Origin of the sequence: Flavobacterium sp. Arc3 (assembly GCF_041431375.1) — a bacterium.
GTDB lineage: Bacteria > Bacteroidota > Bacteroidia > Flavobacteriales > Flavobacteriaceae > Flavobacterium.
In genome coordinates this window covers 185,481-204,441 of sequence record NZ_JASMRI010000004.1, presented here as the reverse complement: position 1 = coordinate 204,441, position 18,961 = coordinate 185,481, and the positions used below count along the sequence as shown (strand labels likewise).

The window sequence follows — 18,961 nt, the reverse complement described above, 5'->3', positions numbered from 1 at the left end:
TTTATAAAATTTTCACTAAATTTAGAAAAACATAAAAGTAGTATATTTAATAAAATTTTATTGTCTATTTAAGTATTTACATTAAAGAAAGAATGGTCTTAATAAAAAAGAGAGTGTCAACGTTACTACAAAATTTGAAGAATAACAAAATTTAACAAATGGAAATATTTCATATTAGCGCAGAGTGTTATCCCGTAGCAAAAGTAGGTGGTTTAGCAGATGTTGTAGGAGCTTTGCCAAAATACCAGAATAAAGCCGGTCATCTTGCAAGAGTTGTAATTCCTTGTTATGACACAAAATTTAAAAAAGAAAATAAATTTGAATGTGTCCATTGGGGGTTTGTTAAATTGGGAAAATTCAATTTTTCATTTAATGTCCTTAAGGAGACAACAGATAAATTGGGATTTGAGTTATACCTCATTGAAATTCCCGAATTGTTCGACAGAAAAGAAGTATATGGATATGAGGATGATATCGAACGATTTTTATCTTTTCAAATAGCCACTTTAGATTGGATAATTGGCCGTGATGAAATGCCAGATGTTATTAATTGTCACGATCATCATACTGGTTTAATTCCGTTTATGATGTTGTATTGTAACAAATATAGCAAAATCCAAAATACACCTTCAATGATTACGATTCATAATGGATTGTATCAGGGGCAATTTGGATTTGATAAACTACACTATTTACCAGAATTTGATCTGTCCCACGTAAATGTATTAGAATGGGATCACTGTATTAATTCATTGGCTGTAGGTATAAAATGTGCTTGGGCAGTGACTACAGTTTCGCCTAATTATTTGAATGAGATTAATTATTCAGCAAATGGATTAGAGTCACTATTTAATATCGTACGCTACAAATCTAAAGGAATATTAAACGGAATCGATACTGAAATCTGGGATCCTTTGAAGGATAAAATGTTGGAAAAAAACTATTCTATTGAAAATTTTGAAAAGGGAAAACAACAAAATAAAGAGATATTATGTACTTTATTTAATTTAGATCCTACGAAACCACTTTTTAGTTTTATAGGGCGGTTATTAGAAGAAAAAGGAGGCGATTTGCTACCACAGGCATCGGCGTTAGCCTTGTCTGAAAATTATAAGGAAATCAATATTCTTATTTTAGGTTCTGGAAATCAAGATATAGAAAACGATTTAAATAGTCTATTGGTAGATTATAAAGGAAATTATAGCACTTTTATTGGATACAACGAAGAATTAGCACATTTAATTTATGCAGGAGCTGATTTTTTATTGATGCCATCAAGGGTAGAACCATGTGGGTTGAATCAAATGTACTCGCTGCGATATGGTACAATTCCCATTGTAAGAAGAACAGGAGGATTAAAAGATACCGTAATTGATTTTGGAGATAACGGTAACGGTATCTGTCATGATCAATCTTCTATTGGAGACATTTGTTACTCTATCCAAAGGGCAGTAAACTTGTATAAAGATAAAGAACACTTAAATAAGATTAGAAAATTAGGGATGACCACAGATCATTCGTGGGAAAAAGCATGTCAAGAATATATAGAGGTTTATAATTTAATAATTAACAAAGTATGAAAGCTAACAAGAAAAACGTTATTGCAATTATTTTAGGAGGGGGCCAAGGGTCTAGATTATATCCATTGACTGAAAGTAGATCTAAGCCTGCAGTACCAATTGCAGGGAAATATAGATTAGTTGATATCCCAATCTCAAACTGTATGAATTCAGACATTAAGAGAATGTTTGTATTGACCCAATTTAACTCTGCTTCTTTAAATGCACATATAAAAAACACCTATACTTTTAATGCGTTTAGTCAAGCTTTTGTTGACATTCTTGCTGCCGAACAAACTCCTGATAATCCAACTTGGTTTCAAGGTACATCTGACGCAGTGAGACAGTGTATGCCTCACTTTTTAAATCATGAATTTGATTATGTTTTAATTCTTTCTGGAGATCAATTATACCAGATGGATTTCAATGAAATGATTGAAGAACATATCAAACAGGAAGCTGATATAACAGTTGCCACTTTACCGGTTAACGCTAAGGATGCACCAGATTTTGGAATTTTAAAATCAAATAGCGATAGTTGTGTAGAGTCATTTATTGAAAAACCGGTTAAGGAATTGTTACCAGAATGGGAGTCGGATGTAAGTGAGGAAATGAAAAGTGAAGGTAAAATTTACTTAGCTTCAATGGGAATTTATATTTTTAATAGACAGCTATTAATTGATTTAATGAAAAATCCTGATACAAAGGATTTTGGAAAAGAAATTATTCCGCAAGCTGTGGGTAAACAAAAAATACTAAGTTATCAATATGAAGGGTATTGGACTGATATAGGAAATATAGATTCATTTTTTGAAGCCAATATCGGTTTGACAGATGATATTCCTAAATTTAATTTATTTGACAATGATAATAAAATTTACACACGTCCAAGATTACTACCTCCGTCAAAATTTCACCACACTTTAGTAGAGAAATCATTAATATCTGATGGTTGTATTATTCATGCTAAAGAAATAAAAAAATCCGTTATAGGAATTCGTGCAAGAATAGGTGATGGGACTGTTATTCAAAACACCTACGTTATGGGGAATGACTATTATCAAAGTATTGATGATATGAATGAAGATAAAGCTAAAAATAATATTTTAGTAGGTATCGGTGATAACTGTTTTATTAATAATGCTTTAGTGGATAAAAACTGTAGAATAGGAAACAATGTTTATATTAATGGAGGTAAGCATTTAGAAGATGTTTTACATGAACTATACGCTATTAAAGAAGGAATTGTAGTAATTAAAAAAGGTTCTGTAATTCCAGATGGCTATAAGATAAATTAAAATCAAAAGTTTTTTTAAAGTTAATATTCTAATTTATTCCATAAGGTTAGAAACATACCAATATATATGAGCAAAGTTCTCACACATTCCCTTTTTACTGATTTTGACATTGACTTATTTAAAGCTGGAAAACATTACAGATTATATGAGAGACTTGGAGCACATCTGATTGAATTAGATGGTGTAAAGGGCGTGTATTTTGCCGTTTGGGCACCGACTGCCCATTCTGTATCTGTAGTAGGAGATTTTAATTTCTGGACTCAAGGAGAGCATCTGCTTCAGGTAAGATGGGATTCATCTGGTATATGGGAAGGGTTTATTCCCAATATCGAAAAAGGAGCTACCTATAAATATAAAATACAATCGAATAACGATGGAATAGTTACCGAAAAAGCAGATCCTTTTGCTTTTTACTGTGAAAAGCCACCACATACCGCATCTGTAGTTTGGGATCTCGATTACAAATGGGATGATACTAAATGGATGGAGAATCGTCAGGATCATAATGCGCTTGACAAACCATACTCTGTTTATGAAGTTCATTTAGGGTCTTGGAAACGACATGGAGAAGATAATCGATTTCTGACTTATCTAGAATTTGCAGAGGATTTGGTTGCTTATGTAAAAGAAACTGGGTTTACACATGTTGAGTTTATGCCTATTATGGAGTATCCGTACGACCCTTCATGGGGATATCAGCTCGTTGGTTATTTTGCACCGACCTCCCGTTTTGGAAAACCACAAGAATTTATGGTATTGGTAGATCGACTGCATCAGGCTGGAATTGGAGTTATTCTGGACTGGGTTCCTTCTCATTTTCCAGATGATGCACATGGATTAGGATTCTTTGATGGCTCTAATCTTTTTGAACATCCAGATCGTAAAAAAGGATATCATCCAGACTGGAAAAGTCTAGTGTTTAATTATGGTCGAAATGAAGTGCGCTCCTTTTTAATTAGTAACGCCTTGTTTTGGTTGCAACATTATCATGCTGACGGACTTCGCGTGGATGCGGTAGCTTCGATGTTATACTTAGATTATTCAAGAAAAGAGGGCGAATGGGAACCTAATATTTATGGTGGACGTGAAAACCTTGATACTATAAGTTTTTTAAAAGAATTCAATGAAGCAGTCTATTCTAATTTTGAAGGTGTCCAAACGATAGCTGAAGAAAGCACTTCGTTTCCTATGGTTTCTAGACCAACTTCCATTGGAGGATTAGGATTTGGAATGAAATGGATGATGGGTTGGATGCATGATACCTTAGAATATTTTCAAAAAGATACTGTATACAGGAAGTACCATCAAAATGATTTGACCTTCTCCTCAACCTATGTTTTTTCAGAAAATTTTATGTTGCCACTTTCTCATGATGAAGTGGTTTATGGTAAAAAATCTATACTTGGTAGAATGCCTGGTGATGAATGGCAAAAATTTGCAAATTTGCGACTGCTTTACGGTTATATGTTTACACATCCAGGGACAAAATTACTGTTTATGGGATGTGAATTTGGACAAAGTGCCGAATGGAATTTTGAGGGTAGCCTTGATTGGCATTTAAATGAGTATCCTTACCATGAAGGGGTTAGAAAGCTGATAACAGATTTAAATGGGTTGTATAAAAAAGAGCCGGCGTTATATGAAAAGCAATTTAGTCCAGATGGATTCGAATGGATTAATTATTCAGACCATCAAAACGCAGTTATATCCTATGTACGAAAAGGAGAAAAGGTAAAAGATGATGTAATTGTAGTTTGTAATTTTACTCAGGTAGTTCGTGAAAATTATCGAATAGGTCTTCCAAGAAAAGGAAAGCTAAAGGAGATTTTTAATAGCGATGAAAAAAATTATGGCGGTAGCGGATTAAAGAATGCAACTAAATTAGTAATAGAAGCGACGCCATATGATGGACGCGACTATTCAATAGAACTAACATTGCCACCTTTAGGCGTAACTGTTTTTAAAATTGTATAAAAATTCACATTAGACTTGTGTACTGTTTTTTAAAATTCTTAATTGTGCAAACTCTATTGATTCATAGAATTAATAGAGTTTGTTTTTTAATAAAACCGTCACTTTTATTTTGTAAATAGAATTGTTTTTCAGGAAAGCAAATATACTTTTTTGTATGTTTGAAAATATAAAAAGGGCTTAATATAATAAGGTATAACATGATTACAAATACAGAATTAGAATTCAAAGGGGATTTATATCCATCAAAAATAGTTTCTTTTGAACAGGACGTTGATTCCATTTATTTTAATACAGACAATAGTGTAGTTTTAAAAGTTACGATATTAAGAGACAGTTTAATACGTTTTAGGTACACAACAAAAGGTTATTTTAGTAATGACTTCTCCTATGCTATTGATAAAAGTCATTTGCATGGATATAATTTTCTTGAGGTCACAGAAGAAGGGGATTATTATCAAATACAAACCAGTAAAGTAATATGTGTCATTCAAAAAATAGATATGAGAGTAGCTATTTATGATTTAAACGGAAATATATTACTTGAAGATGAACTGGGATTCCATTGGGAGGAAAGTTACGAGTATGGCGGTAATATCGTTAAAATGAGCAAGACTTCAAAAGATGGGGAGTGTTTCTATGGCCTTGGCGATAAAGCCACCCAAATGAATTTGAAAGGGAAAAGGTTAGAAAACTTTGCTACCGATCAATATGCATTTCAGAAAGATCAAGAACCTTTATACAAAGTAGTTCCCTTTTATATTGGTTTACAAAATAAACAAGCCTATGGTATTTTCTTCGACAATACATTTAGAACTTTCTTTGATTTTTGTCACGAAAGAAGAAATGTTAGCAGTTTTTGGGCAGAAGGAGGGGAGATGAATTATTACTTCATCTATGGTCCTCAAATGGAGAATGTTGTTGCTAGTTACACTGACTTGACGGGTAAGCCAGAATTACCACCATTATGGGCTTTAGGTTATCATCAATGTAAATGGAGTTATTTTCCAGAGAGTAACGTAAAAAAAATCACATCAAAATTTAGAGAATTAAAGATTCCATGCGATGCCATTTATTTAGATATTGATTACATGGACGGCTTTAGATGTTTTACGTGGAATAAAGAATATTTCCCAGATCCAAAAAGGATGGTTGCAGAATTAGCAGAAGACGGTTTTAAAACCGTTGTAATCATTGATCCAGGAATTAAAATTGACAAGGAATATTCAGTATATAAAGAGGCTTTAGAAAAAGATTATTTTTGTAAACGTGCGGATGGTCCTTATATGAAAGGTAAAGTTTGGCCGGGAGATTGTAATTTTCCTGACTATACTAATCCCGAAGTGAGAGAATGGTGGGCGGGATTATTTAAAGAACTAATATCTGAAATTGGGGTAAAAGGAGTTTGGAATGATATGAATGAGCCAGCTGTTATGGAGGTGCCAAATAAAACATTTCCTATGGATGTTCGTCATGACTATGACGGAAACCCATGTAGCCATAGAAAAGCACACAATATTTACGGTACACAGATGGCAAGAGCCACGTATCATGGAGTAAAAAGATTTGCTTATCCTAAAAGACCTTTTATAATCACAAGATCAGCTTATGCAGGAGCGCAACGCTATACTTCTTCCTGGACGGGAGATAATGTGGCTAGTTGGGAACATTTGTGGATTGCAAACATACAAGTGCAAAGAATGTCAATTTCTGGAATGGGCTTTACGGGCTCGGATATTGGTGGATTTGCAGAACAACCTTCGGGAGAATTATATGCTCGTTGGATTCAATTAGGTGTTTTTCATCCTTTTTGTAGAACACATTCTTCTGGTGATCACGGAGATCAGGAACCTTGGGCATTTGATGAAGAGGTTATTGATATTACTAGAAAATTTATTAACCTGCGTTACCAGTTGCTACCTTACCTATATACTATGTTCTGGCAATATATCGAAGAGGGAATTCCTATGCTTAAACCCTTAGTTTATTATGATCAAAGTGACATACAAACGCATTATAGAAATGACGAATTTGTTTTTGGAAACCAAATTTTAGTATGCCCTATTTTGGAACCGAATGCTTTAGGAAGAAGAATGTACATTCCTCGTGGTCAGTGGTATAATTACTGGACTAATAGCTTAGTGACTGGAGGTAAAGAAATTTGGGTAGAAACGAAATTCGATGAAATTCCAGTATTTGTAAAAGCGGGTGCTGTTATTCCAAAATATCCTATTCAACAATATGTGGGAGAATTAGAATTTGATGAATTGACCTTAGATTTATTCTATAAAGAAGGAAAAGAGAAGTCGGTTGTGTATGAAGATGCACAAGATGGCTATGATTATAAAAAAGGAAGATACAGTTTCTTGACTTTTATAGTAACAGGGAAAGAAAAAGAATTTAATATCCAATTGCATAAAGAAGGTAAATACGATACAAGTTATTCTAATTATAAGATAAACCTAATAGGATTTCCTTTTAAAGTTAAAAGCATAGAAATTGACAATGAAAAAGTTTCGTTTAATAGAGCCAAGTTTGAAGAGGATAACTACCTTATAGTAACTAAGGAATTTAATGTTTTGCATATCATTGGAGAATAAGAAAACCAAAAATGTTGCAACATTTGGTTTTAATTTTGCAAATAGGATATCTATAATTGTTGTATTTTTGTTAAAATAAAAATAGCACCATGAAAAAACATTCAATATTAGTAGGTATTTGTACTTTGGGATTATTAGTCTCTTGCGCAACTAATCCGCTTACAGGAAAGAAAACATTAAATTTTGTTTCGAATAGCGAACTCTTCCCTTCTTCCTTTGCGGAGTATGGAACTTTTTTAAAGGAAAATAAAGTAATTACAGGTACAGCTGATGCTAGAAGAGTTGAATCTGTAGGAACAAAAATAAAATTGGCAGCCGAAAAATATTTAAATTCTTTAGGGCAAAAGCAATATTTGGATGGTTATGAATGGGAATACAAGCTAGTAGATAGTAAAGATGTAAATGCTTGGTGTATGCCTGGAGGAAAGATTGTTGTTTACTCTGGAATTTTACCTGTTACTAAAGATGACGCAGGTTTAGCAACGGTAATGGGACATGAAGTGTCTCATGCGCTTGCAAATCACGGAGCACAACGTATGAGCGCTGGACAACTTCAACAAGTTATTGGTGCGGGAGTTTCTGTTGCAACTTCAGGAAAAAGTGAACAAACACAACAAATATGGAATCAAGCTTATGGAGTGGGTACTCAAGTAGGAGTGATGTTACCTTTTAGTAGAAGTCATGAAACAGAGGCTGATAAAATAGGATTAGTTTTAATGGCAATAGCGGGATATAATCCAGAAGAAGCAATTGCTTTCTGGACTAGAATGTCATCAAATTCTGATGGACAAGCGCAACCAGAGTTTCTTAGCACACACCCATCTGATGCAACCCGAATTGCTAATTTAAAAGCAATGATTCCAGAAGCTAAAGCAACTGCTGCAAAATTCGGAATGATTTATAAATAATAATTATAGATAGATATTAAAGAAAAGCCAATTCATTTGAATTGGCTTTTTACGTTAGTAAAAGAACAAGTTTTCAACATTCTAGTTATTTTAGATGTTTCCTACGGAAAAATAGATAAATTCGTATAAAAATAATTCTATGATAACATTGCAAAAAGGAGATAAAAAGTTAATAAATGCATGGGCCTTTTATGACTGGGCTAACTCTGTTTATAGTTTAGTTATTGCTACTGCAGTTTTTCCTATATACTATGAAACGGTAACTAGTGATAATAACGGAATAGTTCAATTTTTAGGTTTTGAATTTAATAATTCATCACTTTTATCTTATTCTTTATCATTTTCATTTTTGATCGTGGCTTTAATGTCTCCCATCTTATCCAGTATTGCAGATTATACAGGAAATAAGAAACGATTTCTACAATTCTTTTGTTATTTAGGGTCACTATCTGTGATGAGTTTATTCTTTTTTAAAGGACAAGGCACCTTATGGATTGGAATTTTAGGGACCGTTTTAGCAAGTATTGGTTTTTGGGGAAGTATTGTTTTTTATAATTCCTATTTGCCAGAAATTGCTTTTCCTGAACAACATGATAGGGTTAGTGCAAAGGGTTTTATGTTTGGCTATGCTGGTTCTCTAATATTACTCGCTTTCAATCTTACTATGGTAATGATGCCTGAATGGTATGGAATAACTGATGGTTCTTTGCCAGCTCGTATTTCTTTCTTATCCGTAGGAATCTGGTGGATGGGTTTTGCACAAGTCACTTTTCATTACTTGCCCAATAATGTTTTTCATAAAAAACCAGAGAAAGACTATATTTTTAAAGGACTGAGAGAGCTGAAAGTAGTTTTAGATAGTTTGAAGAGCATGAAGGATTTAAAACAATTTCTAACTGCTTTTTTTCTTTATAGTATAGGTGTTCAAACTGTAATATTATTAGCAGGTCTTTTTGGGAAAAAAGAATTAGGGATTGATACCAGTAAATTGATAATTATAATTTTATTAATAAATGTGGTAGCTATATTTGGAGCTTTTTTATTTTCAAGAATATCTGAGAAAATAGGTAATATTAAAACGCTAAAAATTACAATAGTAATTTGGGGATTTATTTGTGTTGCGGCTTATTTACTGGATGCCAAAAGTGAGTACATTGATACTCAGTTTTATGTTCTTGGAGCAACGATAGGAATGGTTTTGGGAGCAATTCAGACTTTATCCCGTTCTACGTACTCCAAATTATTACCAGACACTGAAGATCACGCTACCTATTTTAGCTTTTTTGATGTAACTGAAAAAATATCGATTGTAGTAGGGACCTTTGTTTTTGGATTTGTCGCAGCAATTACAAACTCGATGAGAAATTCATTTTTCATTCTGGCGGTTTTCTTTTTATTGGGATTTATTGTTCTAAGTTTTATGAAAAAAAATAAAGAATAGATTGCAGATTTAATATTATAAGAAAGGTGTTTTTAGGAATTCTTAAAAAAACCTTTCTTATTTAGTTAGCTTTATTTTTGTGTTATGTCGCCAGATCCCATGACTTTAGTATTTTTTGTTTTTGGGTTTCCTTTATAGTTAATATCTCCAGAACCAGAAACGCGTGCTTTAAGATTACTTGAGCAATATACCGTTGCATCTCCTGAACCCGTAACAGAAACATCTGTATTTTGTGCCTTTAATTCAGCGGTATCGATATCTCCAGATCCCACTAACTTAGTAATTAGACTTTCAGTATTACCTTTTAGAACAAGGTCACCTGAACCATTCAAGTCGGCTTGTATTTCATTGGCATCTACTGATAGGGTTAGATCACCTGATCCCGCTAACTTAGTTTTAAATTGATTGGTTTTAATGGTGTTTTTAGTACTGACATCACCGGATCCAGATAGTGAAACAGCATTGATATTTTCAAAAGGAATAGTGATTAACATTTTCTTATTAGTGCTGATATTTATGTTTTTTTCAGTAAAAACTTTTAAAACACCTTTCTCCGTTTCGGTTTTAATGTATTGTATTAAATTTTCTTCTCCTTGAATTGTAATGTTTCCTTCTTTTCCTGAAACCAATTCAACGTCAAAAAATCCAGCTATTTTTATTTCGTCATAATCAGCTGTTATCCTTTTTTCGCTGGTTATAGTACCATTTCCTTTTATCCTGTTTTTAGAATGCCATTGAGCGTTTGTTATTGTCGTAAAAAGCAAACTGCAATACACTACTGATTTTAATAGTTTTTTCATTTGTTCTCGTTTTTTGATTATTCTATTTATCTAATGATTAAATCCTTTTTAAGTTTGTAACCGCTAAATCTTTTAGAGGTATTTGTTTCATGGTTATTTCTAAGCCATTGGTTAGTAAAATTCAAATAGAGCTTATGAGTTTATCGTTTCTTAATGTAAATGTCTTTGTTTAAATAATATTTAATTATTTGTAAATAACACATATAAAGATAGTTTTTATTATTACTTATAGATTGAGAAATGAATAATTTCTTTTTTTAGGAAAGGTGATAAAGTAATAAATTTAATACATTTTATTTAACTAACTTTAGCTTCTATAATTTCTCATTTCTTTAAAATGGCATAAAGATTGCATTTTTATAAAGCATAATAAATTATGAGGTTTAATTCAAAATTAAACAGTTGAAACCTTATATTTGTTATCTACATGAAATTTTTAATGACAAAAAGACTCAAAAATAATATGTCAAATCATAAAATACTTACTATTGACAATATGTCACTACAGGAATATGACTCAGAAGCGGAATTAATACCATTATTGACTCCAGAAGATGAGGAGGAAATGATTAATGAAGAATTACCTGATTCTTTACCTATTTTACCGTTGCGTAACATGGTTTTATTTCCAGGAGTTGTAATTCCCATTACTGCCGGTAGAGATAAATCGATTAAGCTAATTAATGACGCAAATGCGGCAGGAAAAATCATTGGGGTTGTGGCTCAAAAAGACGAGTCTGACGAAGACCCTACTAAAGAGGATATTCACACCATTGGTACTGTAGCTAGAATTTTGCGCGTTTTAAAAATGCCTGATGGGAATACAACCGTTATTCTTCAAGGGAAAAAACGTTTTGAAATTGACACTGTTACTTCCGAAGATCCTTATCTTACTGCTAATATCAAAGATTTTCCGGAAAATAGACCGGATAAATCAGACACAGAATTTTTAGCAATTCTTGAATCGATAAAAGAATTAGCAATCCAAATTATAAAAGAAAGTCCAAATATTCCGACTGAAGCAACATTTGCGATTAAGAATATTGAAAGTCAATCTTTCTTAATCAATTTTGTTACTTCAAACATGAACTTGTCTGTTAAGGAAAAACAAGATTTGTTAGCGATTAATGATTTAAAAGAAAGAGCACTAGAGACGCTTCGTTATATGAATATAGAGTTGCAAAAGCTCGAATTAAAAAACGATATCCAGTCGAAAGTTCGTTTTGATTTAGATCAACAACAAAGAGAATATTTTCTTCATCAGCAAATGAAAACGATCCAGGAAGAATTGGGTGGTTCTACGCAAGAGGAAGAGATAGATGAAATGGTGGTTAAGGCGAAGACTAAGAAATGGGATGAAAAAACCAAAAAACATTTCGAAAAAGAATTGTCTAAGATGCGCCGGATGAATCCACAGGCTCCTGATTTTGGGATTCAAAGAAATTATTTGGATTTGTTTTTAGAGTTACCGTGGAATGAGTTTTCTAAAGATAATTTTGATTTAAAACGCGCTCAAAAAATATTAGACCGCGATCATTTCGGGTTAGAAGATGTAAAGAAAAGAATGATAGAGCATTTGGCAGTTTTAAAATTGCGAAATGATATGAAATCACCCATTATCTGTTTGACAGGACCTCCAGGAGTGGGTAAAACCTCTATAGGACGTTCAGTAGCAGAAGCATTAGGTAGAGAGTATGTGCGTATTTCACTTGGTGGTTTACGTGATGAGTCTGAAATTAGAGGACATAGAAAAACCTATATAGGCGCTATGCCAGGTAGGATTATTCAAAGTTTAAAAAAGGCTGGGACATCAAATCCAGTATTTGTTTTAGATGAAATCGATAAATTATCGGTAAGTAGTCAAGGTGATCCATCATCTGCTTTGTTAGAAGTATTGGATCCCGAGCAAAACAATTCTTTCTATGATAATTTTCTGGAAATGGGTTATGACTTGTCTAAAGTGATGTTCATAGCGACTTCAAATACGATGTCATCCATTCAACCAGCATTAAGAGACCGAATGGAGATTATAAAGATGTCTGGTTATACTATCGAAGAGAAAGTAGAAATTGCCAAACAACATTTGTTTCCAAGACAATTAAAAGAGCATGGTTTGACTTCTAAAGAGTTAACGATTGGAAAAAAACAATTGGAAAAAATTGTTGAAGGATATACTCGTGAATCTGGTGTTCGTGGATTAGAAGCAAAGATTGCACAAGTAATCCGAAATGCTGCGAAATCGGTTGCGATGGAGGAAGATTACAATAAAAAAGTAACTGACGAGGATATCTTAAAAGTGCTGGGTGTTCCAAGATTAGAACGTGATAAATACGAAAGTAATGATGTTGCTGGAGTAGTTACTGGGTTAGCTTGGACAAGTGTAGGTGGCGATATTCTTTTTATCGAATCCTTGATTTCTCCGGGTAAAGGAACAATGACTATTACTGGAAATTTAGGTACGGTAATGAAAGAATCAGCAACAATTGCATTAGAATATATTAAAGCGAATGCAAGACTTATGGGTTTAAATCCTGAGATCATCTCTAAGTATAACATTCACTTACATGTACCGGAAGGTGCAACGCCTAAGGACGGACCAAGCGCAGGTATTGCCATGTTGATTTCTTTAGTTTCTGTATTTAGTCAAAAAAGAGTAAAGAAAAATATGGCAATGACAGGGGAGATTACTTTAAGAGGAAAGGTATTGCCTGTAGGTGGAATAAAAGAGAAAATCTTAGCTGCAAAAAGAGCTAATATTAAAGAGATTATTTTGTGTCATGAAAATAAAAGTGATATTGACGAAATAAAGCCAGAATATATTCAAGGTCTTACGTTTCATTATGTAAAAGAAATGAGTGAGGTTTTAAAAATTGCAATTACGGATCAGAAGGTAAAAAACGCCAAAGTCTTGTAAGTAAAAGAGTTTCAAAAATGAATTAATTCCAAAATCAAAGCCTAATCTTATTAAGCGATGATTTTGGAATTTTATTTGTTTGGAATTTGAAGATGTAAAACGAGTGTTTATTACCATTATAATTTTATCTTCGCAATTGCGTTTTATTTTACGAAAATACAGCTGTAAAACATGTTCAAAAAACTTTTATTATACGTTTTTCTTTTCTTTTGTACTGTAACTTACAGTCAAATAGGAGGTAAGTATACCTATCAGTTTTTAAATTTGGTAACATCTCCTAGGCAGGCAGCATTAGGTGGAAAAACCATTACAATCTATGACGACGATGTGAATCAGGTTAATTTTAATCCTGCAACATTAAATGTTGAAATGGACAACCATTTGGCATTAAATTACGGTAGCTATTATGGAGAAATTACCTATGGTACTGCTTCTTACGCCTATACGTATGACCGTCATTTACAAACTTTTCAGGTGGGAGTGAATTATGTAAATTATGGTAGTTTTGAAGGCTATGATGAAGCGGGGCAGTCTACGACTTCATTTACGGGTAGCGAAATTGCGCTTTCGGCAGGTTATGCCTATAATATTCCATACACGACGATACATATTGGGGCTAATGCAAAATTAATTTCTTCTACATTAGAAAGCTATAATTCATTAGGTGGGGCGATTGATCTAGGGGCTGTTTTTATTGACGAAAGAAATGACGTAAATTGGGGTTTGGTGATCAGAAATATAGGTACTCAGTTTACAAGTTACTCTGAGGTTAGGGAAAAATTACCGCTTGAAGTAATTGTGGGGGTGTCTCAAGAATTAGAACATGTACCGCTTAGATGGCATCTTACATTAGAGAATTTGCAACAATGGAATATTGCTTTTTCTAATCCTGTTCGAGCTGAATCGTCTCTTGACGGTACTTTTACAGAGGAAAAAGTGTCATTTGTAAATAATGCTTTGCGACATGTTATTTTTGGCGTGGAACTTTTTCCTCAAAAATCCTTTAATCTGAGATTAGGATATAATTTTAGAAGAGCCGAAGAATTACGAATTCTGGAACAGCGAAATTTCTCGGGCGTTTCACTTGGTTTTGGATTAAAATTCAATAAATTAAAATTTAATTACTCCTACTCAAGATATACTTTAGCAGGAAATACGAGTCTTTTTGGTTTAACAATTAACTTTCAATAATATTATTTTGAATAAAAAAATAACAATTGCAATAGATGGGTTTTCATCCACAGGGAAAAGTACTTTAGCCAAACAATTAGCCAATCATTTAGGCTATGTGTTTGTAGATACCGGTGCTATGTATCGTGCTATCACATTATTTGCAATGCAAAACGGATATATAGGAGCTGAAAATTTTGACAAAGAATCTTTAATAAAAAGTCTTCCGGCTATTCGACTACAATTTAGATACAGTCCAGAATTGGGTTTAGCTGAGATGTATATTAATGATGTCAATGTTGAAAATGAAATTAGAACCATTGAAGTTTCAAGTTTTGTAAGTAAAATAGCCACGATAGCCGAAGTGCGTGCAAAATTAGTGGAACAGCAGCAAGAAATGGGGAAAGACAAAGGAATTGTTATGGATGGTAGAGATATTGGAACCGTTGTTTTTCCTGATGCCGAACTTAAAATATTCATGACTGCGAGTGCAACTACCCGAGCACAAAGACGATACGATGAATTGAAGCAAAAAGAAGATGCCATAACTTATGAAGAGGTCCTTAAAAATGTAGAAGAAAGAGATTATATTGATACCCACAGAGATAATTCGCCATTGGTAATCGCAGAAGACGCCATCGAGATTGACAATTCGCATCTTACGCGCGAAGAACAATTTGAGATTGTATTAGGGTTGATTAATGAAGTTGCTAAAACAGAGTAATTTTTTTGTAGATATCAATTTTAATATTAGATTTACGGGCTTTTGTTATTTAAAATATAAGAATTCATTTTATGGGAATTAAAAATAGATTGACGGTAATGAGTTTTCTTCAATTCTTTGTTTGGGGAGCCTGGTTGATTACCGTTGGAAATTACTGGTTTGGAACAAAAGGATGGAGTGGTGCTGAATTTGGGGCCGTGTTTTCAACTCTGGGAATTGCGTCAATAATAATGCCTGCACTAACAGGTATTATTGCCGATAGATGGATTAATGCCGAAAAATTATACGGGATATTACATATATTAAGTGGCTTTGCTATTTTTTATATACCGCAAGTTGACAATCCTACACTTTTCTACTGGGTTATATTTTTGGCTATGATGTTTTATATGCCTACAATTTCGTTATCAAATTCAGTAGCTTACAATATATTGAAAAACAATAATTTTGATGTTGTAAAGGTTTTTCCACCTATTAGAGTATGGGGAACTGTTGGTTTTATCGCTGCGATGTGGATAACTAATCTTTCAGGTAATAAGGCGTCAGTTAATATGTTTTATATTTCTGGATTTGCTTCTTTAGTTTTAGGTATTTATTCTTTTACATTACCTAAATGTCCTGCGCAAAAACAGGTTGTGAAAAATGCGACTTGGACTGAAAAACTAGGTTTAGATGCGTTTAAGTTATTTGGAACTTATAAGATGGCATTGTTTTTTATATTTTCCATGTTTCTTGGTGGAGCATTGCAATTGACTAATATGTATGGAGATACTTATTTATCAGAATTTGCAAATACTCCTAAATATGCAGATTCTTTTGTAGCCAAATATTCTACTATTATAATGTCGATTTCTCAAATTTCTGAAACCTTATTCATTTTGGCAATTCCTTTTTTCTTGAAGCGTTTTGGGATTAAACAGGTAATGCTGATTTCAATGTTTGCTTGGGTTTTACGTTTTGGATTGTTTGCTTACGGTAATCCTGGAGATGGTTTATGGATGATTATTATGTCTTGTGTTGTCTATGGTATGGCGTTTGACTTTTTTAATATTTCAGGATCGTTGTTTATTGAAACGACTACCGACTTTAGAATTCGTTCCAGTGCGCAGGGATTGTTTATGATGATGTCTAACGGTTTTGGCGCCTTCTTTGGAGGGATTGCCAGCGGAATCGTTATCGATAATTTTTTCACTCATAATGGCGTTAGAGACTGGCATAACATCTGGCTTTCGTTTGCAGCGTATGCCTTGGTAATTGCGATTGCTTTTGCTGTGTTGTTTAAACACAAACATCATGCAGAAGATGTTGTTGCTGTAACTCATTAATAATCAAACAATTTTTATAAATATAGTACCCGATGTGTCATAAGCATCGGGTTATTTGTTTCTTAGAAGTTCTATGGCAAAGATATGAGCCCTGATGGAGCCGATATCCTCGTAATGAAATGGAGAGATAAAGGCGAGAGCAGGAGGGAACGCGATTAGAATGTACGGCGTTTATGCTCCTGAAAAACAGTTGTTTATATTAATTTAGTGTTAAATTAGTATTCGTCGCTCTTTAAATGAGTATCGGGGTGTCATTTATTTTGTAGTTAAATAAAAAAGTATTAATTTTGCACACCTTTTGGTGAGTAAGAGTTTCCTTTGGGTATCAATTAATTATACAAACAACTTCTGTTGTTTTCTGTCACATTAAGAAACTCGAGAGAATACAGAATACAAATTTTTATCAGCATGTCTGAACAAGTACAATCACAAGAAGAGTTTTTAGCGAATTTTAACTGGCATAACTTTGAAGAAGGTATTGATCCAGTTAATCAAGAAAACTTAAAAGAATTCGAAGAATTAGTTACAAAAACATTTATTTCTACTGATCAAGAAGAAGTAGTTGATGGAACTGTTGTTAGAATTACAGATAGAGACGTTATCGTTGATATCAACGCAAAATCGGAAGGTGTTATTTCTTTAAACGAATTCCGTTACAACCCAGCATTAAAAGTAGGTGATACTGTTGAAGTATTAATTGACATCCGTGAAGACAAAACTGGACAACTAGTTTTATCTCACAGAAAAGCACGTACTATCAAATCATGGGATAGAGTTATTTCTGCAAATGAAACAGGAGAAATCGTTAATGGTTTTGTAAAATGCAGAACTAAAGGTGGTATGATCGTTGATGTTTTCGGAATTGAAGCGTTTTTACCAGGATCTCAAATTGATGTTAAACCAATTAGAGATTACGATGTTTACGTAAATAAAACAATGGAATTCAAAGTTGTGAAAATCAACCACGAATTTAAAAACGTTGTTGTATCTCACAAAGCGCTTATTGAAGCGGATATTGAAGTACAGAAAAAAGAGATCATCGGTCAATTACAAAAAGGACAAGTATTAGAAGGTGTTGTTAAAAACATTACTTCTTATGGTGTCTTTATTGATTTAGGTGGTGTTGATGGATTGATTCACATTACTGACCTTTCTTGGTCAAGAATCAACCACCCATCTGAAGTTCTTGAATTAGATCAAAAATTAAATGTTGTAATCCTTGATTTCGATGATGAGAAAACAAGAATTCAATTAGGATTGAAACAATTAAACGCTCATCCTTGGGATGCTCTAGATGCTAAATTAGCAATTGGAGATAAAGTAAAAGGTAAAGTAGTTGTAATCGCTGATTACGGTGCTTTCATCGAAGTTGCTGAAGGTGTTGAAGGTTTAATCCACGTTTCTGAAATGTCTTGGTCTACTCATTTACGTTCTGCTCAAGATTTCGTAAAAGTAGGTGATGTTGTTGAAGCTGTTATCTTAACATTAGATAGAGATGACCGTAAAATGTCATTAGGTATCAAACAATTATCTCAAGATCCTTGGACTGATATTACTTCTAAATACCCAGTAGGTTCTAAACATTCTGGTATCGTTAGAAACTTTACAAACTTTGGTATCTTCGTAGAACTTGAAGAAGGAATTGATGGATTAATTTACATCTCTGACTTATCTTGGACTAAGAAAATCAAACATCCATCTGAATTTGTAAATGTTGGAGAGAAACTTGATGTAGTAGTATTAGAATTAGATGTTGACGGACGTAAATTATCTTTAGGTCACAAACAAACTACTCCTAATCCTTGGGATCAATACGAAGGTTCATTTGCTGTTGGAACTGTCCACACAGGTGAAATCGCTGAGATTGTTGACAAAGGAGCTACTGTAGAATTTGGAGATGATATCGTTGCTTTCATTCCTACTCGTCACCTTGAAAAAGAAGATGGTAAGAAATTGAAAAAAGGTGAATCTGCTGATTTCAAAGTAATCGAATTCAACAAAGAATTCAAAAGAGTAGTTGCATCTCACACTGCTATCTTCCGTGAAGAAGAAGAGAAAAATGTGAAAGCAGTTACTGAAAATAATTCATCTGCATCTACAAACAATGCATCTGCTTCAACTTTAGGAGATAGCAATGATGTTCTTGCAGCATTGAAAGCTAAAATGGAAAAAACAGAGAAAAAATAATTCTCAATCTTTCTTATAATAGTAAAGCCCCACAGTGATGTGGGGCTTTTTTTTTGTTAAAAGT

Annotated in this window: 12 protein-coding genes; 11 read left to right on the top strand and 1 reads right to left on the bottom strand. The window is 33.2% G+C overall.

The genetic code is table 11. The features are described from left to right. Positions 1-158: 158 nt before the first annotated feature. The 6 genes from QO200_RS04540 (at position 159) to QO200_RS04515 (ending at position 9,777) form a co-directional block, all read left to right on the top strand. On the top strand, positions 159-1,580 hold the full coding sequence (locus QO200_RS04540; protein ID WP_371536903.1) for a glycogen synthase: 1,422 nt from the start codon (positions 159-161) through the stop codon (positions 1,578-1,580). Next, complete coding sequence (locus QO200_RS04535; protein ID WP_371536900.1) at positions 1,577-2,857, top strand: glucose-1-phosphate adenylyltransferase; 1,281 nt, start codon at positions 1,577-1,579, stop codon at positions 2,855-2,857. The genes QO200_RS04540 and QO200_RS04535 overlap by 4 nt, the downstream gene beginning before the upstream one ends. Positions 2,858-2,923: 66 nt before the next feature. Next, positions 2,924-4,831 carry a 1,4-alpha-glucan branching protein GlgB gene (gene glgB, locus QO200_RS04530; RefSeq protein ID WP_371536897.1) on the top strand — a complete coding sequence of 636 codons (1,908 nt, stop codon included), beginning with the start codon at positions 2,924-2,926 and terminating at the stop codon, positions 4,829-4,831. Positions 4,832-5,028: 197 nt separating this feature from the next. Further along, positions 5,029-7,428, top strand: a complete 2,400-nt coding sequence (locus QO200_RS04525) for a glycoside hydrolase family 31 protein (protein WP_371536895.1) — start codon at positions 5,029-5,031, stop codon at positions 7,426-7,428. An 89-nt stretch (positions 7,429-7,517) separates the two neighbouring features. Further along, positions 7,518-8,336 carry a M48 family metallopeptidase gene (locus QO200_RS04520; protein WP_371536892.1) on the top strand — a complete coding sequence of 273 codons (819 nt, stop codon included), beginning with the start codon at positions 7,518-7,520 and terminating at the stop codon, positions 8,334-8,336. Between the two features lie 139 nt (positions 8,337-8,475). After that, the gene (locus QO200_RS04515) at positions 8,476-9,777 is read left to right on the top strand and encodes an MFS transporter (protein WP_371536889.1); all 1,302 of its coding nucleotides are present in this window, start codon (positions 8,476-8,478) and stop codon (positions 9,775-9,777) included. 71 nt (positions 9,778-9,848) lie between these two features. Here QO200_RS04515 and QO200_RS04510 read toward each other — a convergent pair whose 3' ends face one another. Further along, on the bottom strand, positions 9,849-10,577 hold the full coding sequence (locus QO200_RS04510) for a head GIN domain-containing protein (RefSeq protein WP_371536887.1): 729 nt from the start codon (positions 10,575-10,577) through the stop codon (positions 9,849-9,851). Positions 10,578-11,040: 463 nt separating this feature from the next. On the opposite strand from QO200_RS04510, the gene lon reads away from it, so the two are divergent. The 5 genes from lon to rpsA all read left to right on the top strand — a co-directional run bounded on the left by lon (position 11,041) and on the right by rpsA (position 18,897). Next, the gene (lon, locus tag QO200_RS04505; protein ID WP_371536884.1) at positions 11,041-13,491 is read left to right on the top strand and encodes an endopeptidase La; all 2,451 of its coding nucleotides are present in this window, start codon (positions 11,041-11,043) and stop codon (positions 13,489-13,491) included. A 171-nt stretch (positions 13,492-13,662) separates the two neighbouring features. Continuing rightward, positions 13,663-14,682, top strand: a complete 1,020-nt coding sequence (gene porQ / locus QO200_RS04500; RefSeq protein WP_371536881.1) for a type IX secretion system protein PorQ — start codon at positions 13,663-13,665, stop codon at positions 14,680-14,682. A gap of 7 nt (positions 14,683-14,689) precedes the next feature. After that, positions 14,690-15,385: a (d)CMP kinase gene (cmk, locus tag QO200_RS04495; protein ID WP_371536879.1), complete on the top strand. Its 696-nt coding sequence runs from the start codon at positions 14,690-14,692 to the stop codon at positions 15,383-15,385. 71 nt (positions 15,386-15,456) lie between these two features. After that, positions 15,457-16,710 carry a nucleoside permease gene (locus QO200_RS04490; protein ID WP_371536876.1) on the top strand — a complete coding sequence of 418 codons (1,254 nt, stop codon included), beginning with the start codon at positions 15,457-15,459 and terminating at the stop codon, positions 16,708-16,710. 408 nt (positions 16,711-17,118) lie between these two features. Then, positions 17,119-18,897 (top strand): 30S ribosomal protein S1, encoded by a 1,779-nt coding sequence (gene rpsA / locus QO200_RS04485; RefSeq protein ID WP_371536874.1) that lies wholly within the window; start codon positions 17,119-17,121, stop codon positions 18,895-18,897. Positions 18,898-18,961: the final 64 nt, after the last annotated feature.